We start from the raw sequence: 22,460 nt of genomic DNA on the forward strand, positions 1-22,460 counted from the left end.
TTCCTTCGTTACCGCTGGGGTGGCCGGTCATGGTGGCCGGGTCAGACCAGCACCATGCCGCCGTCGACCATGACGACCTGACCGGTCATGTAGTCCGAGCCCGGCCCGGCGAGGAACACGGCGGTGGGGCCGAGATCCTCGGGGACGGAGACCCGGCCGAGCAGGATCCGCTCGGCGTAGCCGGCCTCCCGTGCCCCGCGGGCCTCGGGGTCGGCCACGACGCCCTCCCACATCTCGGTCCGCACGATCCCGGGCGCGAAGCCCATGACCGTGATGCCGTACGGGGCCAGCGCGCGTGCGCCGGACTGGATGAGCGAGGAGACGACCGCCTTGCTGGCCGCGTAGTGGGCGAATGTGGCGTTCGCCTGCCTGGCCGCGATCGACGTGGTGTTCACGATCTTCCCGCCGCGACCCTGGGCGATCATGATGCGCGCCGCCTCCTGGGTGCACATCAGGGTGCCCAGGCCGTTGACGGTCATCAGTTGCCGCCAGTCGTCCTCGGTCACATCGAGGAACGGGTCCTCCCGCAGGATCCCAGCGTTGTTGAACAGTATGTCCAGGTGCCCGTACCGGTCGACCGCGGCGGACAGGCCCGCGACGACGGACGACCGGTCCGAGACGTCCATCGTCACCGCGATCGCGTCGCCGCCGGCGGCGAGGATCCGGTCGCGTACCGCCTCGGCGCTCGCACCGTCCAGGTCGGTGGCGATCACCGAGGCGCCCGCGCGGGCGAGTGCCTCGGTGATCGCGGAGCCGATCCCGCGGCCGGCGCCGGTGACGACGACCACCTTGCCGGTGAGCCGGGTCATGAGGTCACGCTCACTTCAGCTCGATGCTGAACTTGGCCAGGGCGGCCTTGGTGGTCTCGGATGTGGTCTTCAGGTCGGCGTACCAGTTCAGCTCGTTGTCGCCTTCGAGGCGCGGCATGTAGTTCTTCTCGGTGAAGGTGACGAACTCGGTGTCCTGGGCGGCGGTGAGGGTGGCCTCGCGCAGCTTCTTGACCACCTCGTCCGGCGTCCCGGCCGGTACGGCGACGCCCCACACCGACGACGTCATGCTGGAGACGTCCACACCGGCCTCCTGGAGGGTGGGTGCGTCGACGTAGTCGAGCTTCTTGCCGTCCGGGGTGAAGACGGCGAGCGGGACGAGGTCGCCGCTGGTCACGAAGGGCATGGTGACCGATGCGTCGAGCATCCCCAGGTCGGTCTGGTTGCCGACCAGCGCCTGCACGGCGGGACCGGCGCCGTCGTACGGCACGGCGGTGGACTTGACGCCGAGCCCGTCGAAGAGCATCGCGGTGTTGAGGTGGGTGGGGGTGCCGATGCCGGAGACCGCGTAGGTCAGGTCCTTGCCCTTGGCCAGGTCTGCGAACGACTTGAGACCGGACTTGGCCGAGGTCACCAGCAGGTACGGCTGGGAGATGACGCCGGCCACCGGGGTGAAGCTGTCGAAGTTGTACGGCGCGCTGCGGATGGTGGACTGCACGAACGCGTCACCCGTGTTGTAGAGGATCGTGTAGCCGTCCTTCTTCGCGCCGGTCGCCACCTCGGCGGTGCCGGTGATGCCGGAGGCGCCGGGCCGGTTGACCACGATCGCGTTGACGCCGAGCGACTTCTTCAGGCCCTTGGCCAGGGCGCGGGCGGAGATGTCGGTGGGGCCGCCGGCCGCGTACGGGACGACCATCTCGACGACCTTGGACGGGTAGGAGGAGGCGTCACCGGCGTCGCCGGCGGACGAGCACGCGGTCAGCGACAGGGCGGTGACCAGCGCCGCGGCCACGCCTGCGGACTTGCTGGACCGGGTCAGTGAGAAACCCATTTCTGGCCTTACTTTCATCGGGGGTGGCTGGTGGTGAAGCGATCAGGGTTTGCGGTCCGGGCCGGTTCAGCCGGTCGAGGCCGGCTCGTCCACCTGGGCGGCGGCCCCGTCGTGCCGGGTCTCTTCGATGAACTTCCGCCTGGTGGCGCTGCGCAGCCGGGCGATCACCTGGAAGACCACCAGTACGCCGAGCGTGATCACGATGATCAGCGACACCGGACGCTGGACGAAGATCCCGAGGGATCCGCCGGACATGAGCAGGGACTGCCGGAACGAGGTTTCGAGCAGCGGCCCGAGGATCACGGCGAGCGCGAGCGGTCCCGGGTCGTACCCGGTCTTGCGCATGGCGTACCCGACGACACCGAAGGCGAGCATGATCCACATGTCGAAGGTGCTGTTGGAGATGGAGTAGACGCCGACCATGGTGACCACGACGATCACCGTGGACAGGATCCCGATCGGGACCCTGATCAGGTGCACGAAGACCTTGACCAGCGGCATGCTCAGCACCAGCAGCATGAGGTTGCCCACCAGCATCGAGGCGAGCACGCCCCAGAAGATCTCCGGGTGGCTGGTGACGAGCTGAGGGCCCGGGGTGATCCCCTGGATCAGCAGCGCGCCGAAGATCAGGGCGAGTACGACGTTGGACGGGATACCGAGCGACAGCAGCGGAAGGAACGAGGACGTGGAGCCCGCGTTGTTGGCCGTCTCGGGCCCGGCGACACCGGCGATGGCCCCGCGCCCGAACTCCTCGGGGTGCTTGGAGACCTTCTTCTCGGTGGCGTACGAGGCGAGCGACGCGACGACCCCGCCGCCGCCGGGCAGCAGGCCGAGCAGGAAGCCGATGACCGAGCCGCGGCCGATGGCCCCGGCGGAGTCCTTCATGTCCTGCCTGGTGGGCAGGATCCGGCCCAGTTTGCCGTCGATCCGGGCGTTGCGGGCCTTCTGCTCCAGGTCGTACAGCACGTCGCCGAGCCCGTACAGGCCCATCGCGACGGCGACGAAGTCGATGCCGCGCAGCAACTCGGTCGAGCCGGCGGTGAACCGGGCGACGCCGGTGACGGCGTCGATGCCGACGGCGGCGATGAGCAGGCCGAGGCAGGCGACGATGATGTTCTTCAGCATCCGGGCCTGGCCCAGGGCGGAGACCATGAGCAGGCCGCCCACCGCCAGCATGCCGTACTCGGGCGGGCCGAGGGTGAGCGCGAAGTCCGCGATCACCGGGGAGAGGAAGAGCAGGCCGACCACCGAGACCGTGCCGCCGATGAAGGAGCCGATCGCCGAGATGCCGAGCGCGGGCCCGGCGCGGCCTTTCAGCGCCATCTGGTGCCCGTCGTACACGGTGACGACGCTGGCGGCCTCGCCCGGCAGGCGGAGCAGCACCGACGTGATCGTGCCGCCGTAGTACGCCCCGTAGTAGATGCCGGCGAGCATCAGCACCGCGCCGGCGGGCGGCAGGAGGTAGGTCAGCGGGAGCATGAGGGCGATCGTGGGCGCGGGGCCGAGGCCGGGCAGGATGCCCACGACCATGCCGACGACGACGCCGATGAAGACATAGAGCAGGTTTTCGGGTTGGAGGGCGACTTCGAAGCCAAGGAGGAGATCACCAAAGTTCATTGTTCGCCCCTCACAGGACATTCAGTACGTCGTGTGGCATGGGGATGCCGAGCATGACGGAGAAGGTGAGAACGGCGATCGCGGTCAGGGCGATCGACAGCACCAGGCTCGTGCGCCACCGGTACTCGGCCATGAAGCGCAGCCAGACAAGGCACATCAAAAAGGACGCCAGGGTCAGGCCGGCGATCGAGAAGATCACGATGAACGCGCCCATCAACCCGAACCCGGCGACGATGATCCAGGTCCGCCGGGTCAGCGGTTCGTAGTCGCCGTCGTCGCGCTCGCCGACCAGCAGGCCCAGGGCCGCCAAGGCCATGACCACGGAGACGGCCAGCGGCCACATCCCCGCGCCGGGCTGTTGCAGGCCACCGAGCGGCAGTGAGAGCGCGTAGGTCATCACCCCCAGCGCGAACAGCATGATCACCAGGCTGTTGAGCCTGTAGAGGCGAATCTTCGTCATCGGCGGCGACCTCCGCGTAACACCTGCGTAACCGGCAGGACATCCTGCGGGAACGGACGCTAGCCAAGAGATAGTGCATTCGTCAACAGAGAATGCATTATTTGCCGAGCGTCCGTTATGATCTCCCGTATGGTCCGACAGAAGGGGGCGAGCACCCTTGCCTCGCACTTCCACGAGGTCGTCAAAGGCGAGATCGTGCTAGGCAAGCTGCCGCCCGGAACCCACCTCAAGCCTGCGGAGCTCGCAAGCAGGCACTCGACCAGCACGACGGTGATCCGTGAGGCACTGGTCCGCCTCACTCAGGAAAAGCTCGTGGTGGCCCGACCCAACCAGGGCTTCTTCGTCCCGAGCCTCTCCCTGAGCGGCCTGGAAGACCTCACTCGGGTGCGCACGCACTGCGACACGTTCGCGCTGAGGCTCGCCATCGAGAGAGGCGACCTCGCCTGGGAGACCTCGGTGGTGACGGCGTACCACGTGCTCACCCGCACGCCCCGGCGCACGCCCGAAGACCCCGAGCACACGACCGAAGCGTGGTCGCGTGCTCATCGAGCCTTCCACCTGGCTCTTGTCGAGGCGTGCGAGGTTCCGATGCTCATGACCATCGCCGAGACCGCCTTCGACTCGACGGAGCTGTACCGTCGCTGGTCCGCCCCGTCGCCCGCTGCGTCCACGCGGTCCGTAGCCGAGGAGCATGAGCTGATCCTTGAGGCGACGCTCCAGCGAAACACCGAAAAGGCGACCGCCCTGCTGGCGGAGCACTACGAGCGGTCACTGCAGGTGATGCTCGCCAGCGGGCTTATCGACGGTGATCAATGAAGGTGCGGCGGTCTTCGCGGCCGGAGCCGGCCTGGCGGGATGGACCCGGGCCGGCGGCACCGACACCTGTGTGTCGTGCGACTTCTTCCACTGCGGCACCATGCCGCTCAAGCGTTTGTACTGCCTGGTCGTCATGGAGGTCTTCGCCCGAAGGGGGCATCTCAGCCGGCACCCTGCCTCACGAGAGCCGCTCCACGATCATGGCCATGCCCTGTCCGCCGGCCGTGCACATCGTCTGCAGCCCGACCTGGCCATCGTGGAACTCCAGGGAGTTCAGGAGGGTCGCCGTCAATCGTGCGCCACTCATTCCGAACGGGTGCCCTATCGCGATCGCGCCCCCGTTCACGTTCAGTCGGTCGTCGGCGATGTCCAAGTCTCTCTGGCAGGCCAGCACCTGCGACGCGAACGCCTCGTTGATCTCGACCTGGTCGATGTCGGCGATGGTCATTCCGGCTCGACGGAGCGCCTTGCGGGTCGCCTCGACCGGCCCAAGTCCCATGATTTCCGGGGACAGCGCGGTGACGGCGGTCGCGATGATACGCGCGCGCGGCGTGAGTCGCAGTTCACGCGCCTTGGTATCGCTCATCACGACGAGCATCGCCGCGCCGTCGTTCAACGGGCAGCTGTTGCCGGCGGTGACCCGGCCGTCGGGCCGGAACACCGGCAGAAGCCGGGAAACCGCCTCGTACGTCACGCCGCGTCGCGGTCCGTCGTCGGCGGTGACCATCCGCCCGTCCGGCAGGCGCACCGGACAGATCTCCCGAGCCCAGAATCCGATGTCGGTCGCCTTCTCCGCGCGCCGCTGTGAGCGCACGGAGAAATGGTCCATGTCCTCCCTCTCGATCCCTCTCAGCCATGCCACGTTCTCGGCGGTCTGGCCCATCGGGATATGCGCATCGGGCAGCAGCCCGAGATCCCTCGGGTCGTCCCAGCCGTGGACCCGTTCGTGGACACGTCGAGCGGTCCGCTCGCCCGGCGCGGTGAAGATTTCGTTTCTCGTACCGGGCCATCCGTCGGCCGTTCCCCGGCCGAACCGGGAGACCGTCTCGACGCCGGCCGAGATATACGCCTCGCCCTCGCCGGCCTTGATCGCGTGGAAGGCCATCCGTGTGGTCTGCATCGACGAACCGCAGTAGCGGTTGACGGTGGTCCCCGGAAGCCCGTCCAAGCCCAACCGGATCGCCACCGTGCGGGCCATGTTGAAGCCCGATTCCCCCGCGGGCTGTGCGCAGCCGAGCAGCAGATCCTCGAAGTCCGCCGGATCGACCTCCGGCACCAGCTCAAGGCCGTGCCGGATGACCTGGGCGACCAGGTCATCCGGGCGCGCCGACGCCAGCGAACCCTTCACCGCGCGGCCGATGGGTGATCTCACCGCCGCGATGATGACCGCCTCCGGCATTACTTCTCCCTCCGTCGCGACCTGCCCGGCGCCGCCGGGCCGGTCGGCCGCGGTCCACGGCGCCGTGGCGCGCGGGCGGGGTCGAACGGCCGCAACGCCGGAACGTCCTGGCCGTCGATCAGCCGCGCGAGCAGGTGCGCGGTCGAGGGGGCCATCATGACACCGAGCATGTTGTGCCCGGTCGCCAGGAAGACCCGTGACTCACCGGGCATCGCGCCGATGAACGGGAGCCCGTCCGGGGTCATCGGACGCGGCCCCATCCACTCCGCCGTCCGCCGTGCCCAGTCGACGCCGGTGAAATACGGCGCGGCCGCGTTGACGACCTCCCGGATCCGACTGCGGTTGAACCTGTCTTCCATGGCGTCGAACTCCATCGTTCCGGCGATTCGTACCACCCCGTCCAGCGGGACGGCGCCCACGTGCGCCTCCTCCAGCTTCAGCACCCGGGTGAGCGGTGCCGCGGGGGCGATGCTGAAGCTGTATCCCTTACCGGGACGGACGGGCAGGTTGAGCCCGAGATTCCCGGTCAGATCAGCCGAACCGGCCCCGGCCGAGATGACGACGTGCCCGGCCGTGAAGGTGCCGGCTGTGGACGCGACGCGTACGTCCCGCGACGACGGCACGACTCGCGTCACCCGCGCGCCCTCGTGGATCACGACGCCGCCGGCCCGCAGGGCATCGGCGAGCGCGTCCACGAAGGCGCTCGGGTCGACCTGCGCCTGACCGGACAGCACGAACCCGGATCGAGCCCGCTCCCCCAGGCAAGGCTCCAGGGCACGGAGTTCCGGCCCGTCCAGGATCTCGCCGAGGTCGTGTTCGACCGGGTAGTGCTCGCGAAGGAATGCCCGCTTTCGCTCGGTCCGGGCGCGGGACGGGAAGAGGTACAGGTATTCACGCCGGGTGACCTCGATGCCTACCCCGTTGTCCGACAGCGCGGCGAACCGCTGGTAGGTGTCCGCTCCCAGTTGCGTCAGCGCACGGACCCCGGCGTGGAAGCGCTCGGCGGTGGCGTTCCGGGCCATCCGCAAGAGGAAGGCGCCCATGGTCAGCGCTGCCGCCGGGTGGACGTAGAGGGCGCTGTCCTTGCGGTACATGTTCTTCAGCGCCGTGCTGACAATGCCGGGCGCCGGGAGCGGGCCCACGATCGACGAGCAGATTTCCCCTGCGTTCCCGCGGGACGCTCCGCTGCCGACCCGATCCCGTTCGAGGACGACGACCTGGTGGCCCCACCGGGCGAGTTCCCACGCGACGCAGAGCCCCAGCACGCCGCCGCCGACGACGACCGTCGGTCTCGACGCCGTTCCCCTCGCACTCGTGTGCACAGTCGTCATGACCGGCTCCGAGCCGATCGGAGGGCAGCCCGCCGCTCGGCGGTCGCCGGTTCGTCGACCTCGAAGGTGCCGGTGAGCACAACGCCGTAGACGTCCCGTGCGGCCTCGGCGCTCACCTTGCGGTTGAGCACGTCGGCCCGTACCAGAGCCGGATCCCGATCCAGCGGATCGCCGTACCCTCCGCCGCCGGGCGTGTAGAAGGTGACGGTGTCGTCGTAGTCGAGGCTCATCGTCGGGCCGGTCTGATACCGCAGAACCTGCTCGGACTCCCTGCCTTCGTTGACGACCCACCGGCTTGGTGCGCCGCTGTGCCCGCCGAACAGGCCCTTCGGCGGGATGGCCGAGTACTGCGAGGTGTGCGAGAACCTCGCCGCCTCACCCTTGACCTGCCAGCTCAGTTTCAGGCCCAGCCCGCCACGCCATCGACCGGCCCCGCCGGAGTCGGCGTACAGGGTCTTCGACCGGTACAGCACGGGCGCTTCCCACTCGGAACTCTCGATGGAAGGGCTGGCCACGTTGGTGATCCAACCCGGCATCGCGCTCAGGCCGTCCCGGCTCGCCCGGGCGCCGAGGCCGCCGGTGCTCGGTCCGGTGCCCATCCGCCACTCCTGGCGCGCCGAGACGTCGCCGCCGTCCGGATGGGTGGTGGTGTTCACCGCGGATCCGCGACCGTAGATGAGACCGCAGGAGTTGGCCACCACCGCCTTCGGCAGCACCCCGGCCATGGCCTCGAAGATCATGTCCACGATCTGATGGGTCACCGCCATCCGCTGGTAGACGGCCGCGGGCGGGGTCGGGTTGACTATGGAGCCCTCGGGCGCGTCGATCATCACGAGGTTGGCCGGGCCCTGGTTCTTGGGAATGTCCGGCGGCATCATCGCCAGCAGGCCGAACAGGCAGGCCGAGATGGTCGCCGACTTCGGACAGTTTATCGGCCCCGCGATCTGAGCGTCGGAACCGGTGAAGTCGAAGGTGATCCGGTCGTCCGCGACCTTCATCGCGAGCCGGAGCCGGACGGGACCGCCCATGCTGCCGTCTTCGAGCAGCGGCTTCTCCGCCCGGTAGACGCCGTCCGGGATCCGCCGGATGTACTCCGCGGTGCGCCGCTCGGCGTAGTCGATTTGCGCGTCGACCGCCTGCAGGACAACGTCCAGGCCGTACCGGTCCAGCAGGCGGCGGAACCCGTCGGCACCCACATGGGCCCCGGACACCTGGGCCAGCAGGTCACCGCGTTGCGCGTACGGCACGCTGGTGTTCGTCAGGATCAGCTTGAGCAGGTCCTCGTCCAGGACGCCGCCGGAATACAGCTTGACCGGGGGGATCCGCAGACCTTCCTCGAAGATGCTCGTGTGCCAGTCGTTCGGATCCAGGCCGCCGGCTCCCGCCAGATGCGCGAAGATCGTGGAGAAGCCGACCAGTGCGCCGTCCCAGAAGACCGGCTCGTAGATGATGAAGTCGGCGGTGTGGTGCGCCCCGACGCTGCCATCGACGTACGGATCGTTGGTCAGGATGACGTCGCCGGGGACAAGCGTCGCCGGTGGGAAATGGTGCTTCAGCATGCCCTTGAGGCAGGGCCCGAGCGCGTTGAGGTGGACCGGTACGTTGGCCCCTTCGGCGACCAGCCGGCCACGCGCGTCGAAGATCGACGACGAGCAGTCCTTGCCCTCCTTCAGCAGCAGGGAGTAGCTCGTACGCGTCATCGTCTCGGTCATCTGCTCCGCGAGAGACTCCAGCGCGCTCCGGATGACCTCCACGGTCACCACATCCAGGCTGCGACCTGAGGCGGCGTCTCGCGTATCCGCTGAGTTCACGAAATTCTCTTTCATGTGTCGGGTCTCGTTCGGAATGAGGCGCTCAGAGCGCGGTGAGCACGAGCGTGCCGATCGGACTCACGGAGAGTTTCTGGTCGGGCCACATCACGGTGGTGCTCCCCGGCTCCTCGATGATCGCGGGCCCCTCGATGAGATGGCCCGGCCGCAGCAGGGCGCGGTCGTAGACGGGGGTGTCCATCCGCTCGTCGAACACGACCGGACGCCGTTCCTTGAGCGCATCGTCGGCGCAGGCGGTGGCGGCCTTCTCCAGCCTGGGGAAGGCGGGCTTGGCCGTCGCGGCGACCGCGGACACCCGCAGGCTCACCAACTGCACCGGGTCGTCCGGGGAGGCGTGGCCGTAGCGCTGCTCATGGAGCCGGTGGAAGGCCGTGGCCAGGTGGTCGAGCGCCCGGTCGCCGTGCCCCTTCTCGAAGGGCACCACGAGTTCGAAACTCTGGCCCCGGTACCGCATCTCCGCGGTCCGCACCACCGTGATCCGATCGATCTCGATGCCTTCGGACAGGAGTTCCTTGGCCGCCTCGGTCTCAAGCTGGTCGAACCAATCGTTCACCACGCCGACATCGACCTCGTCCAGCGGGCATAGCCGCGAAGCGACCGCGTCACAGCTCTGGTCGGCGAGCAGCAGGCCCATCGCCGACACGTTGCCGGGGCTCGGCGGGATGACCACGGTGGGGATGCCGAGTTCGCGGGCGGCATCGCTGACGATCAGGCCGCCCGCTCCGCCGAAGCCGACGATCGCGAAATCACGTGGATCAAGCCCGCGGGCGATCGACACCCGCCTGATCGCGCGGACGCTGTCGGCGGTGGCGATGGCGATCGCCCCGGCGGCCCACTGCTCGGGATCCCAGTCGTCGGTGTCGTGCCTGGACAACGCCAGCGCATCGTGAGCGGCCTGCCGGTCGAGCCGCTGACGCCCCCCGAGGAAGTAGTCCGGGTTGAGCCGCCCGGTGACCACGGCCGCGTCGGTCAGGGTCGGCCGCGTCCCGCCGGCGCCGTAGGAGACCGGCCCCGGGCTGGCTCCCGCGCTGTCCGGTCCGACCCGCAGCGCGCCACCCTCGTCGATCCAGATGATCGATCCACCGCCGGATCCGATGGGGGTGATCTCGATGCTGGACAGCTGGATCGGGTGCCCGAGCAACTTGTCGCGAGGTACGACGATGGGCGTCCCGCCGATCGCCACCGCCAGGTCGGTGCTGGTGCCGCCCATGTCGTACGTGATGACGTTCGCCTGGCCGACCTCGGCCGCGAAGTAGGAGCCGGCGATGGCCCCGGCCACCGGCCCGGAGTTGGCGACCCGGATTGGTTTCTCTGCGGCCTGCCGGAGGCTGAACGTACCCCCGCTGCCCTGCATGGTCAGCAACGTGGCGCCGAATCCGGCTTCTTCCGCCTGCTCGGCGAAGTCCACGAAGTGGGCGCTCAGTTTCGGCTTGACGTAGGCGTCGAGGGCGGTCGTGCTCGCGCGCTCGTACTCGGAGATGCGCGGGCTCACGACCGAGGAGAGCGACACCGGAATTTCCGGTACCTCCTCGGCCAGGATCTGGGCCACCCGCGCCTCGTGGGCCGGCTGGGTGTAGCCGTGCAGCAGGCAGACCGCGACGCTTTCCAGGCCCAGTTCCCTGATGGCTCCGGCGATGTGCCGTACCTGCTCCTCGTCGAGGGGCTTCAGTTCACGCCCGCGGAAGTCATGGCGTTGGCGAACCTCGAAGCAGTGACGGCGTTCGATGATGGGCGGGCTGGGCTCCCACTGTACGTCGTAGATGTTGCCGCTCCGGTAGGAGTTTCCGACCTCCAGGACGTCGCCGAATCCGGCGGTGGTGATCAGGCCCGCCGAGATGCGTTCTCCCTGGAGAATCATGTTCACCGCGACGGTCGTCCCGTAGACGATCGTGTGCACGTCTCCGGGCTCGACGCCCGCCTTATCGAGGATTTGCGAGGCTCCGGACAGCACGGCGTCGACTATTCGCCGAGGCGTCGAAGGGACCTTTTCAACCCATATCCTGCCGGTTTCCTCATCTAGCAATACGAGGTCTGTATGCGTGCCGCCAGTGTCAATTCCAATTCGGTACATCCGGTGTCCCTAATTCTCCGTAAGACATCGCGCTCAGGGTTGTCGGGGTCAGTTTCTTTCGTCGACTTTCGCAACTGTATGAGCCGGAGTTGTTAGGCCATATATCCAACTGTCCACAACCGCTCGACGGGGCGTGGCCAATTGGAGCCACGGGTCCCGGTTGGCTCGGTCGCACACTCATCCACATATGTCCCGAAGCAGGGCACGTTCGGCATCCGACCACGGGGTAGCCGATGGGTCGGTACCGGTCATCAGCCGAGCGATCCTCGTGGTCGACCGGACCACGACCGCGCCGCTGGCCGGATCGACGCCGCACGAGGCCAGATCGACGGACGCACGACCGACGCGGGAACACCGGGAGTCGAGGCGTATCTCCTCCCAGACCGTCGCCTGGCTCAAGCCGAACACGGTCCGGGCCACGACCAGTCGGCCCCGGAGCCCATGTCGCCACGAGGACAACGCGTCGTGCCGTGCCTCCTGCAGCAGGTCGGCCGCTGCGGTCGGCGAAAGGGACCCGCTGTCCGTCCGGTCCGTCGCGCGTACCGGAACGACCATCGACCACGGCCACCGGTCAGTGGGCACGGGCGGTGCCGGCTTGGGCCCGCGATGCGCGCTCGACGCATCGGGTTCGAGCGCGGTCATCGCGGGCGGGCCGAGAAAGATCTCCGCTGTGACGCAATCGATCACACGGCCGTCAGGTTCGACAGCGCCCACTTCGCAGGCGACGACGAGCACGCCGTCCGTTTGTTCGACGGGGTTCGCGCGGACTGTGATCGGGGTCCCCACCGCCTGGATCGCCCGGCGGTAGCGGATGTCCGCACACCGCCATGCGATCTCGCCGGGTCCGCGCTCGGCACCTGCCTGGTTTGCTCGATGAGGCGGTGGCCGGGAAGCGAGCGCGCGAGACACCCCGATATGGACGAACCTGAGCCAGGCGACGTTGTTGACATGCCCTGCGACATCGAGATCAGAGAACCGTATGGCCAGCCGGCCCTGCCCGCAATCGCGGGGCGCCGTCACCCGGCCTCCCCCGAAAGTGCTCGCCGTGGATTTTCGATGAGGATGTGGTCGAGTTCGCCGTGATCGACGCCGGCGTGCGCCAGCCTCTGTGAGAAGTGCTGGGAAATGTAGCCGAACCCGCCGCCCCCGTACGCCTGCAAATGGTCTCTGCCGCACACGTCATGGCTCAGCAGAATGCTGTCGATGAAACCGGTGCGGATCAGCGAGACGATGTGTGCGACCCGACTGTTCAGCGCGAATTCCGACCCGGGCCGGATCGTGTCGAACTGCACGTAGCATCCGCTTCTCGCGAGGTCGAGGTGATACTCGGGAATATTCACCGTGTCGCAATGCCCGATGATCACCCGGTCGGGCGGCACGCCCTCCTCCAGTAGCAGGTCGAGTTGCCGGCGGCCCACCGGCCATCGCGCCGCGTGCGTGCTGATCGCCGCGTTGGTACGACGGCACGCGCGGGCCGAGGCACGCAGGTTGCGCTCCTCCCTGGCCGAGATGAACCACTGGTCCGCGCCGACCTCGCCGATGAGGCCGGCCCGGATCCGTGTTCCGGCGAATCCCTCGACCAGATCGCGTACCAACAGTTCGGAGATCGCATCGACGCTCTTGCGGTCGAAATCCTCGTAGGCCAGATAGGGATCGCGGTAGTGGCCGGTCCCTAGGACGATGCGCACGCCGGTCGCAGCCGACAGCTCATACAGCGCGGCGACGTTGTCCGGCGCCCTCGTGTGCTCGGCCGAGGCGGTGACCGGCTGCCCGGTGCGATACACGCCACCCGGGTCCGGGTTCGCGCCCCAGGTCAGCTCCGCGGATGTCACGTCGACCAGCGTCACACCGCCGGCTTCGCGATAGCGGTCGAGTTCGGACCGCATCAGCGGGAGATCCTGGATCAGCCCGGTGCCCCGATACTCGCGCAGCAGGTTGATGAAGACGTGCTCGTGCATGAGGGTCGTGCCGAGCTGCGAGCCTTCGACGGCTCCGGTCACGGTCATGATCTGTGTCATATCGGTCAGGCCTTACTGAGCACGCGCTTCAGACCGAGCGCGCGCTCGATCAACGCGACGGCCGCGAGGGAGAACACGATGAGGACCACCGACAGCGCGGCGACCTGCGGATCGGTGTTGTTGGAGACGTAGCGGAACACCACCACCGGCAGGGTGGTACGGCCGGTGCCGACCACGAAGAGCGACACCACCGCCTCGTCGAAGGAGATGATGAACGACAGCGCCGCGCCGGCGATCAGGCCAGGCGTGATCAGGGGCAGGGTGATTCGGCGGAAGGTCGTGACCGGACCGGCGCCGAGGGTCCGTGCCGCCTGCTCGCAGGAGGGGTCGACCGCGTTGAGGCTCATCATCGTGGTGCGGACCACGTACGGAATGGTCAGGCCGAGATGCGCGACGACCAGACCCGGATACGTGCCGACGAGCCCTACCGGCCCGAGCACCAGCAGCAGGGCCAGGCCCAGGACGACGCTCGGGAGCAGCAGCGGCGAGGTGAACAGACCGATCACGGCGTCCCGTCCGCCGAAGCCGTACCGGGTGAGCGCGAGAGCGGCGGCCGTGCCGACGACGAGCGAGACGACCGTCACGACCAGGCCGAGCAGCAGCGACACACGCAGGCCCTCGAGGAACTCGCCGTTGCCCGCCAGGTCGACGTACCACCGCATGGACCAGTCCTTGGGCGGGAATTCGAGGTTCGGGCTGGCGCCGAAGGAGATGACGAAGACCACGAGGAGCGGCGCCAGCAGGAACAGATAGCTGCAGACGACCACGATCCCGGCGATGGTCCGGTAGATCGCTTCGGAGAGAGATCTCATGCCGCTTACCTTCCTTCCACCATGCGGAAGAGGCGCTGATACAGGACCAGGAAGACTCCGAAGAGGAGAAGCAAGAGCACGGAGAGGGCCGATGCACGTGGCCAGTCCAGCGTCGTCGTCGCCTGGTCGTAGATCTCGGTGGCGACCAGGAAGACCCGGCCGCCGCCCATGAGCCTCGGCGTGATGAACGCGGAGACGGTCAGCACGAAGACCATGAGCGCCCCGGTGAGCACACCCGGCAGGCTCAGCGGGAACGTGATCCGGACGAAGCAGCGCAGCCGTCCGGCGCCCAGCGATCCGGCCGCGTCCTCCAGATCCTTGGAGACCCGGCCGAACCCGGCGATCATCGCGAGGACGGCGTACGGCATCGTGATCTCGACGAGCGCGATGACCACGCCGGCGACGTTGTTGGTGAGCGTGAGCGGCTCGCCGATGATCCCCAGCCTGCTCAGCGCCGAGTTCACGATGCCGTCGTCGGATAGCAGGATCAGCCAGCCGAAGGTCCGTACGACCGACGACGTCAACAGCGGTGCGATCGCCAGCGCCATCAGTAGTCCGCGCAGGCGCGAGCGCGTCCGCGCGAGGAAGAGCGCGATGGGGTACGACACCACGATCGCCAGGACGGTGACCAGGACGCCGAGCCACAACGTGTGCCAGGCGACCTCCCACACGAAGCCGTCGGTCAGCACGTCGAGGTAGGACTGCAGACTCACGGCCGGCTGGAGCTCGGCCGGTCCGACGGTCCTGTTCAAGGACATGCGCGCCAGCCACACCAGGGGCACCAGGAAGCTGACCCCGAGGGCCAGCAGCCCCGGGGTGAGCAGGGCGGCCGCCGCCACCCTGAGAGTGCCGCCTTCGCTACTGCGGGATGACGTACGCATCCGCGTCACCCCATCCAAGACCGACCGTCACACCGGCCGTCAGCGGCCGGCCGCTGTGTGTCCGTTCCGCCAGGACGCGGGTGCCGTTGACGTCGATCACGACGGACTCGACATCGCCGAGATAGCTCGACTGGACGACGCGCCCCTTCAGTTCGTTCGCCATCCGCTGAGCGGGCTCGATCCGCACCCGGTGCGGCCGAACCATCACGGTGGCGCTCGCCCGGCCGGTCCGCTGCGCGCGTACCGACAGGGTTCCGAGCCCTTCGACCTCCAGCCGCAGTACGCCGTCATTCTGGCCGGCCACCTGCCCGTCGAACATGTTGGTCCGGCCGATGAAGTCCGCGACGAACCGGTTCTCCGGGGTCTCGTAGACGGCCCACGGCTCACCTACCTGCTCGACGCGCCCCTCGGACATCACCACCAGCCGGTCGGACATCGCCAGCGCCTCGTCCTGGTCGTGGGTGACGAATACCGTGGTGATCCCGGTTTCCTGCTGGATTCGCCGGATCTCGACGCGAAGCTCCTCACGCAGCTTCGCGTCGAGATTGCTCAGCGGCTCGTCCAGGAGCAGCACGGTGGGCTCGATCACCAACGCCCGCGCCAGCGCGATGCGCTGCGCCTGCCCACCGGAGAGCTGGCTCACCCGGCGGTTCGCGAGGTGCGTCAGGTGAACCATGTCGAGGGCTTCGGCGACTCGACGCCGGCGGTCGCTTTTGGCGACACGGCGCATCTGAAGCCCGAAATCGACGTTTTCTCCTACCGACATGTGTGGGAACAACGCGTAGGACTGGAACACCAGCCCCATGTCTCGCTTGTGAACAGGGCGGTTGGTTATGTCGGTCCCGTCGACACGGATGTGGCCGGATGTGGGGGTGATCAGACCTGCGATCATTCGCAACGTCGTCGTCTTGCCGCAACCCGACGGTCCGAGCAGCGAGATGAACTCGCCACGCGCGACGTCGATGTCGACGTTGTGCACGGCCGACCGGGACTGGTTCGGATATGTTTTGGTTAGTTTGCTAAGTGCGAGATACGCGTCTTCCACACTGGACTCCTCGGTCTGCCCGGAACTACTGCGAGATGACGTCCTTGCGCCAGACCTCGGTCCACTGGGCGCGCTGCTCCCCGAGCAGGTTCCAGTCGACTGCGATCATGGTCTTGAGCTTGTCCGGCGTCATCACGGTCCGCTGGGCGACCTCGTCGCCGACCTTGGCCAGCGTGTTGGTCGGCGCGTAGAACATTTCCGCGGAGAACAGGGCCTGCGCCTCGGGGCTCAGCGCGTAGTCGATGAACGTCTGCGCGGCACTCGCCCGCTTGCTGCCCTTGACGAGGTTGATGGTGTTGACCTGCATGATGCTGCCTTCCTTCGGAAGGGCAATGTCCAGTGCGCCATCGGATTCGTCATGCTGCAGCTGGCTGCGCGCGTTCCACGCCAGGGCCAGGTTGACCTGACCGGACTTGACCAGCGTGTACGTGTCCGGCTGGGGGTTCCACGTCTGAACGGACGGTGCCAGCTCGCGAAGACGCTTGATCGCCGGGTCGATGGACGTCTTGTAGTCCCCGCCCAGGACCTTGCTCAGGATGACGGTCAGCCCGATCCCGTCCAGCTGAGGCGGAGCACTGATCGAGATCTTCCCCTTGTAGGCGGGGTCCCACAGGTCGTTCCACGACGTCGGCGGAGTGGTCACGGCCTTGGTGTTGTAGACGAGCGTCAGGTTGTCGAACGTGATGCCGGGACCGAAGTTGTCACGCACCTTCGCGTGCTCGCTGAGGTCCTTCATGTTGGGGACCGCAGTGGGGTCCAGCGGGGTGAAGATGCCTTCCTTGTTGGCGCTCTCGGCGACCGACAGGTCCATGATCACAACGTCGACCGTCGGGTTGTTTTTCTGGGTACGCAGTCTGCCAAGCATCTCCGCGGACGAGACGACCGGGTCGTACTCCACCTTGACGTCCGGATTCGCAGTCTCGAACGGCTCGACAACCGCCTTGATATACTTTTCCTTGAATCCGCCGGTGGCATAAGCCATCAGACGAATGGTGGTCTTGTCACCGTCGGCCCCATCCGAGGCGGTGCCGGTCGAGCACGCCGAAAGCACCACCGCTGGAGCTAGCAGAAGTGGCAGTAGGGCTCTTCTGGACATTCTTCTCGTCACGGTTGATCTCCCGCTCTTGGGTCAGTGCAGCAGCCTGCCACTCGCCCCTTGGTCGCCGGCCTGCACGGCTTGTCACGATCCATCGCGCTGACGGTCGGCGTCACCGCGATGGATCGGTCGTAAGAGAGTCACACGTGGCCCGGATCACGTCAGCCGACGGATGGACAGTCTCGACGGCGCGCACATGGCCAAGTGGCCAAAGAAGGGCGGGGACATCGTGCGTCCGGCGCTTCCGGACCCGCCGCCGGCGCTGCCAGGATGGCCGTCGGTCCTGGCCAGCGTTTTGTCCACCTTCGCGGCGCTTTAGGCAAGAACGCTAAGGTACGGGTGCCGGTCGGCGGGCGTCGGCCGTATGGTAGGTCACACCATCAGCGCCAGGGAGTGTACAGATCGTGACGGGCCCGGGGCGGGAAGGGCTCCAGTCGGAGGCGCAGCACACAAGGAGATACGTTTGACGCACGCCAGCACACCCAGCGTGTTCGACGTGTCCGCATCCGCCGCACTGAGTGCGCTCGAACACCCGACCACGTTCATCCGCGAGACCGCCGACGCGACGCTGCCGGTGGAGGCCGTCACCGCGGAGCCGTCGGCTTTTCACGGACGAGGGGAAATCCTGGTCGTGGACGCCGCCACCATCCCGGCCGCCCTCGCAAGGGTCCGTGAGCTGTCCCGCCCCGCCGGGACACTCGTGGTGGTCGGCATGGAGTCGGGTGCGGCGAAGCCGGCTTTGGCGGTGGACGCCGGAACGCCCGGACTCTCCCTGGCCTGCTGCCCTCGCCCTGTCAACGCCGCGACCTTCGTACGGGATCTGCGGCGGCTCGTGGAAACCCTTCGGCGGGCGAGCCTGACCCGGATCCTGAAACTGCACGATTCGCTCGTCGCCGCGGTCATGGTGGGCGCCGACCTCGAAACGATCCTGAAACTGACCGCCCGTCAGGTGTCCGGGTTCGATGCGATGTTCGTCGACTACACCGGCCTTGTCGTCTCTTCGTGGAGTCACCGCGGCCAGCGCAGCCTGAACGTGCCCGCAGAGCTCGAGGCCGTGCTGAGTACGTTGCCCCTCATCGACACGACGCAGATCGAGTTGAGCGATGGCCGCTTCGCGGTTCTGGTCGGCGTCGGTCTGCACGATCAGGTCGAAGGCGCCGTCGTGTACATCGGGCGCCGTCGGCTGACCTCTCCCGAGCTCCTCCTCTTCGAGCGTGCCCGCTCCGCCATGCTGCTCCGCTTCGCGCGGGAGAAGTCCCGGCGCGACGCCCAGCGCGCCGCGGTCGAGCAGCTCCTGCGCGCCGCGGTGGACGGATCGATGAACCACGGAGAGCTGGCACTGGCGCTGCGCGGGATGGGGCTCGAACCGGCCGAGGGATACCGGGTCTTCGCGGTGCGGCTCGACCGGGGCACTCCCGAAGCGCGGGCGTTCACCCTGCTGGAGGATGTCGCGGCAGCGAGCACGAGACCCATAGTCGGCGGCCTGCAGGGAAAGATCTTCTGCCTGGTGCAGCCGGTCGACAGCACAGTGCCCGAGGATTTCCTCCAGGCATGCCAGGCCCGCGGGTGGAAGGCGATCACGATCGGCCGCAGCCGGCCCAAGACCGACGCGGAGAGCCTCGCCCTGGCGATCCGCGAATCGGCGACCGCCAGCCAGTACTCAGGACAGACGGCCGGTCAGATCCAGGACGTTACCTCTCTCGGTCTGCCGGGGCTGCTCGCGGGCCTCGACCCGCAGAACGTGATGAGGCCGTTCGCCGACACCCTGCTCGGCGAGCTGATCAGTCATGACGCCGCCAACAACACAGAACTCGTCAACACTCTGACCGCCTTCTTCGACATGGGTTGCCGTCCTGGACCCACCGCCGAAAAGCTGTGCGTACACCGGCACACGCTCTCCTACCGGCTCGATCGCGTCGCCCAGCTGACAGGGAAGGACCCACGCAGCCCGGAGTGGATGCTGAGCTTCGGAATCGCGTTGCAGATGCACGCCATCCTGCAAACCGCCCCCTGAACGCGCGATACCGGGGAAAGGCGGCTAATTCGCCGCGACGCCGTTCACCACGATGCCGAAGAGCCGTACATCGCTCAGCCTCGACAACGCGCGCGATACCGCGTCATCGGCCGTGATGAGTTTCTGTCTCAGCGCGTCGATCCCGGGGGCGCTGTCGATCAGGTCCCGCCGGAAGACCTCCCAGTACAGCGGGGACTCGCTCATGCTTGAGGCGGCGAGGTCGACAGCCCGCTCGCTGTAGAAAGCGAGGATCCGGTTGTTGAGGAGCGGAACCAGGGACGGGCGTTTCAAATGGAGGATCGCCGACGCGATCGTGACCTCGAGCCGATGACGATAGCGGAAGTGCCGGTACAGCACAGTTGCGTGCGCGTATGGCGTCCCCACGCCCCCGTACGGCGTCTCGGCGAGCCGGGCGTCCCCCGGGACGGACGACCACGGCGCCTGCTCGGCCGCCATCAGACACGAGCGGACATCATCCGAAGTCAACGAGACGCCCAGCAGCAGCAGGCGACCGAAGTCCTGTAACTCCACGACATCGCTCGCGCCCGGCGGGTCGTTGCTGAGATCGCCGGCATAGTCGAACCCGATGAATTCCAGATCAGGTGGTAACTGGAGGAGCACCCAGGCATCCGACGCCCGGATCGAGTGGCCGGCGATCTTCAGACGAGGCTCAGGCATCGGCTCGCTCGGAGACGAGCCCGCGTGAGATCGAGGGTGACCCAAGGCGCACGTATTCCCCTGTGGTGCGGTCGAACGCGGTAACCGGCAGGACACGCAATTTCTCCTTGGCGACCCGCTGTGACGGGGTCAGCGGCAACTGATCGACGAAACTCCAGTACCTCGGCACCTTGAAGGGTGCCAGGTTCGCACTTGCGTGTGCCACGACTTCAGCCAAAGTCGTCGCCGCGGCGTCCGCTTTCCCGCCGACGACCTCCCCGCCGACGACGAGGAACGCATGAACCTCCTCCCCTCGCACGTCGTCGGCGACCGGGACACAGGCCGCCTGGCTGACCCGCTCGGATGAGCACAGCACCGCCTCGACCTCGTTCAACGCGATGTTCTCCCCGCTGCGGCGTGCCATGTCCTTCAACCGGCCCGTCAGATACACCCGGCCGAGGCGGTCCATTCGCGCCAGGTCGCCGGTGTGGAACCACCCGTCGCGGAATACCTCACGAGTCGCCGGCTCGTCCCTGTAGTAGCCGTCCATCATGCCCGCTCCGCGCAGGATCAGTTCCCCCGTGGCGCCACGAGGTACGGCGCGGCCCCGCTCGTCGACGATCCTGGCCTCCCGATGCGGGTTGGGCTTCCCGACGCACCCGGTGCCCACCAGTTCGTCATGATCGTCGGGTAGGACCCGGAGGTCACCGCCGGTCTCGGTCATCCCGAAGCCCTCGTACCAGGGAACCCCGAACCGCTTTTCAAGCGCGGCATGAATGTCCTTGGGAATGCCTGAGCAGGCCACAGCGCGGAGCGAGTGATCTCGGTCGGTGGGCTTCTCCGGTTGGCGAAGCAGGAGGGTCGGCATCATCCCGATGCAGTAGAGGTATGTCACGTCGTACGTACGGACCTTGTCCCAGAACGACGTGGGATGGAAACGATCCAGGACGACGAGCGACGATCCCACCAGGAGGCATGCCGCCAGGCTCCATTGCGGATCCAGGTAGTAGAACGGCTGCGCCGTGAGAAGGACATCATCGGGACCGAGATAGGGAAAGCCGTCCGCGTACTTGCGCACCATCGTTGTCCAGTAGCCGTGCGACAGCATGCATCCCTTGGGGTGGCCTGTGGTGCCGGAGGTGTACTGGATGTTGGCCAAGGTCTCGGGATAAACCGCCTCACCCGGCGCGGAGCCCGCGGCGGCGTCCACGCCGTTCAAGCCGATCACTCCCGGCCTGCCCTCAACGTCGGTCACCGCAACTCGACGGCGTTCGGCTGACGACTCGAGCACGAGATCGAGGTGGTCGGAGCAGGTGACGACGAGGGCGGGGTCCGCGTGGTCCAGGAGTCGCGTCAGTTCCCTGACCGAATATCTCGGGTTCACCGGCACGACCGCCGCGCCGATCTTGGCCGCGCCCAGCCACAGCAGCGGGTAATCCGGACGGTTGTCGAAGACCAACGCGATCCGATCGCCGTACCTGATCCCGAGGGTGCCGAGGACGGCTCCGTATCGGTCCGACAGTTCGTCGAGTTCGGCGAAGGTGTAGTCGAGGTCATGCTGATCGAATCTCAGGGCGCGCCGGCTCGGCCAGAGCTTCGCCGCCCGTCGCACGAGCGTGGCCAGATCCTGCACCTTGACGGCGTCATCTCCGCCGGTCCCCGTCATCCCGCATCTCCCGCCACATGAAGGCCGCAGCCTGCGGCAAATCTCTTCTGTGCTTCACGAGCCTCTCCCGAGTCCTGGGCCCGGAGGGCGAATCGCACCTCAGCGTCAAGCGCAGTTTCCAGGTTCGCCCAAGTGCCCTGTTCAAGGAGTCGCTTGGCGCCCTCGACGGCCACCCTCGGACGGCTTAGGACCGCATCGGCCAGCGAATCCACGACAGCCGACACATCGCTACCGGCGGCTACATGACTGACGAGGCCCATCTCGTACGCCTGCCTCCCGCCGACCCGTTCCCCCAAAATCATCAGTCGCCGGGCACGTGCCGGTCCGATGAGTCGAGGAAGGATGGCGGAGATGCCGCCGGTCACACTCAGGCCGGCTTCGACTTCGGGAAATCCGAATACCGCGTCTTCAGCTGCGACGACGAAATCGGCAGCAAGCGCAAGTTCCGCGCCCGCACCTAACGCGTATCCGTGAACCTGAGCGATGACACAACAGGGTGAACCACGTAGCTCGGTGGTCAGGGCCTGAATACGGCCCAGTCGTTCGGTGCGCTCGTCGGCCGGCGGACTTCCGACCACCTCATGCTTCAGGTCGTAACCGGAGCAGAATGAACGACCCCGTCCGCTGAGCACGATGACCCGCGCGCTGTCCCTATGTGCTTGTTCAATCGCTTCCAGCAACTCGCGCACGAGTTGCGGGGTGACGGCATTCAGTCGGCTCGGGCGGTTGAGGGCGATCCGCGCCACTCCGTCCTGGGCCACGTACTCGATCGTTGATCCGGGCTCTCGATCTTGATGATTCTTCATTCCGCTCCTCATCCTGAGCTTGTTCAAGAAGTACTGGCGGGTCGTCTGCCCTGTCATCGGACACATGTCGAGAGCGAACGATCCCAGCACTCCCTTTGTCCATCCCGACTCCAATCGTGGGTGC

The 22,460-nt window shown here is 67.3% G+C and carries 19 protein-coding genes; 2 read left to right on the forward strand and 17 right to left on the reverse strand.

What is annotated here, in order from left to right:
- Positions 1-41: 41 nt before the first annotated feature.
- From ABT130_RS05540 to ABT130_RS05555, 4 genes are all read right to left on the reverse strand, one after another.
- On the reverse strand, positions 42-809 hold the full coding sequence (locus ABT130_RS05540) for an SDR family NAD(P)-dependent oxidoreductase (protein WP_350953097.1): 768 nt from the start codon (positions 807-809) through the stop codon (positions 42-44).
- 10 nt (positions 810-819) lie between these two features.
- Positions 820-1,818, reverse strand: a complete 999-nt coding sequence (locus ABT130_RS05545) for a Bug family tripartite tricarboxylate transporter substrate binding protein (protein ID WP_350924085.1) — start codon at positions 1,816-1,818, stop codon at positions 820-822.
- A 66-nt stretch (positions 1,819-1,884) separates the two neighbouring features.
- Positions 1,885-3,435 carry a tripartite tricarboxylate transporter permease gene (locus tag ABT130_RS05550; protein WP_350953099.1) on the reverse strand — a complete coding sequence of 517 codons (1,551 nt, stop codon included), beginning with the start codon at positions 3,433-3,435 and terminating at the stop codon, positions 1,885-1,887.
- Between the two features lie 10 nt (positions 3,436-3,445).
- A complete protein-coding gene (locus ABT130_RS05555) occupies positions 3,446-3,895 on the reverse strand; it encodes a tripartite tricarboxylate transporter TctB family protein (protein WP_350953101.1) in 450 nt (149 codons plus the stop codon).
- Positions 3,896-4,024: 129 nt separating this feature from the next.
- Here ABT130_RS05555 and ABT130_RS05560 point away from each other — a divergent pair, with 129 nt between their 5' ends.
- Complete coding sequence (locus tag ABT130_RS05560; protein ID WP_350924091.1) at positions 4,025-4,711, forward strand: GntR family transcriptional regulator; 687 nt, start codon at positions 4,025-4,027, stop codon at positions 4,709-4,711.
- A gap of 178 nt (positions 4,712-4,889) precedes the next feature.
- On the opposite strand, the gene ABT130_RS05565 is transcribed toward ABT130_RS05560, so the two are convergent.
- The 10 genes from ABT130_RS05565 to ABT130_RS05610 form a co-directional block, all read right to left on the reverse strand.
- The gene (locus ABT130_RS05565; protein ID WP_350953103.1) at positions 4,890-6,110 is read right to left on the reverse strand and encodes an acetyl-CoA C-acetyltransferase; all 1,221 of its coding nucleotides are present in this window, start codon (positions 6,108-6,110) and stop codon (positions 4,890-4,892) included.
- A complete protein-coding gene (locus tag ABT130_RS05570; protein WP_350953105.1) occupies positions 6,110-7,441 on the reverse strand; it encodes an NAD(P)/FAD-dependent oxidoreductase in 1,332 nt (443 codons plus the stop codon). Before ABT130_RS05570 ends, ABT130_RS05565 begins: the two co-directional genes overlap by 1 nt.
- The gene (locus tag ABT130_RS05575) at positions 7,438-9,252 is read right to left on the reverse strand and encodes a hydantoinase B/oxoprolinase family protein (protein WP_350953106.1); all 1,815 of its coding nucleotides are present in this window, start codon (positions 9,250-9,252) and stop codon (positions 7,438-7,440) included. Before ABT130_RS05575 ends, ABT130_RS05570 begins: the two co-directional genes overlap by 4 nt.
- Before the next feature lie 43 nt (positions 9,253-9,295).
- Positions 9,296-11,341: a hydantoinase/oxoprolinase family protein gene (locus ABT130_RS05580; protein ID WP_350953108.1), complete on the reverse strand. Its 2,046-nt coding sequence runs from the start codon at positions 11,339-11,341 to the stop codon at positions 9,296-9,298.
- 177 nt (positions 11,342-11,518) lie between these two features.
- Positions 11,519-12,361: an acyl-CoA thioesterase family protein gene (locus ABT130_RS05585; protein ID WP_350953109.1), complete on the reverse strand. Its 843-nt coding sequence runs from the start codon at positions 12,359-12,361 to the stop codon at positions 11,519-11,521.
- Positions 12,358-13,347 carry a phosphotriesterase family protein gene (locus ABT130_RS05590; RefSeq protein ID WP_350953111.1) on the reverse strand — a complete coding sequence of 330 codons (990 nt, stop codon included), beginning with the start codon at positions 13,345-13,347 and terminating at the stop codon, positions 12,358-12,360. Before ABT130_RS05590 ends, ABT130_RS05585 begins: the two co-directional genes overlap by 4 nt.
- Before the next feature lie 17 nt (positions 13,348-13,364).
- Entirely contained in the window at positions 13,365-14,171 is an 807-nt protein-coding gene (locus tag ABT130_RS05595; RefSeq protein ID WP_350953113.1) for an ABC transporter permease, read from the reverse strand.
- Between the two features lie 5 nt (positions 14,172-14,176).
- Positions 14,177-15,052, reverse strand: a complete 876-nt coding sequence (locus ABT130_RS05600) for an ABC transporter permease (RefSeq protein WP_350953115.1) — start codon at positions 15,050-15,052, stop codon at positions 14,177-14,179.
- Entirely contained in the window at positions 15,030-16,097 is a 1,068-nt protein-coding gene (locus tag ABT130_RS05605) for an ABC transporter ATP-binding protein (RefSeq protein WP_350953117.1), read from the reverse strand. Before ABT130_RS05605 ends, ABT130_RS05600 begins: the two co-directional genes overlap by 23 nt.
- Before the next feature lie 25 nt (positions 16,098-16,122).
- Positions 16,123-17,079, reverse strand: a complete 957-nt coding sequence (locus ABT130_RS05610) for an ABC transporter substrate-binding protein (protein WP_350953119.1) — start codon at positions 17,077-17,079, stop codon at positions 16,123-16,125.
- 577 nt (positions 17,080-17,656) lie between these two features.
- Between ABT130_RS05610 and ABT130_RS05615 the strand changes: the two genes are divergently transcribed.
- Positions 17,657-19,207: a PucR family transcriptional regulator gene (locus tag ABT130_RS05615; RefSeq protein WP_350953121.1), complete on the forward strand. Its 1,551-nt coding sequence runs from the start codon at positions 17,657-17,659 to the stop codon at positions 19,205-19,207.
- Between the two features lie 24 nt (positions 19,208-19,231).
- Here ABT130_RS05615 and ABT130_RS05620 read toward each other — a convergent pair whose 3' ends face one another.
- Genes ABT130_RS05620 through ABT130_RS05630 form a run of 3 tightly spaced genes read right to left on the reverse strand, consistent with a single transcriptional unit; the run spans position 19,232 to position 22,336 of the window.
- Positions 19,232-19,885 (reverse strand): DUF6308 family protein, encoded by a 654-nt coding sequence (locus tag ABT130_RS05620; RefSeq protein ID WP_350924115.1) that lies wholly within the window; start codon positions 19,883-19,885, stop codon positions 19,232-19,234.
- Positions 19,878-21,530: an AMP-binding protein gene (locus ABT130_RS05625; protein ID WP_350953123.1), complete on the reverse strand. Its 1,653-nt coding sequence runs from the start codon at positions 21,528-21,530 to the stop codon at positions 19,878-19,880. The genes ABT130_RS05620 and ABT130_RS05625 overlap by 8 nt, the downstream gene beginning before the upstream one ends.
- Positions 21,527-22,336: an enoyl-CoA hydratase/isomerase family protein gene (locus tag ABT130_RS05630; RefSeq protein ID WP_350953124.1), complete on the reverse strand. Its 810-nt coding sequence runs from the start codon at positions 22,334-22,336 to the stop codon at positions 21,527-21,529. The genes ABT130_RS05625 and ABT130_RS05630 overlap by 4 nt, the downstream gene beginning before the upstream one ends.
- Between the last annotated feature and the right edge of the window lie 124 nt (positions 22,337-22,460).

It is taken from the genome of Streptosporangium sp. NPDC001681, assembly GCF_040298085.1.
GTDB lineage: Bacteria > Actinomycetota > Actinomycetes > Streptosporangiales > Streptosporangiaceae > Streptosporangium.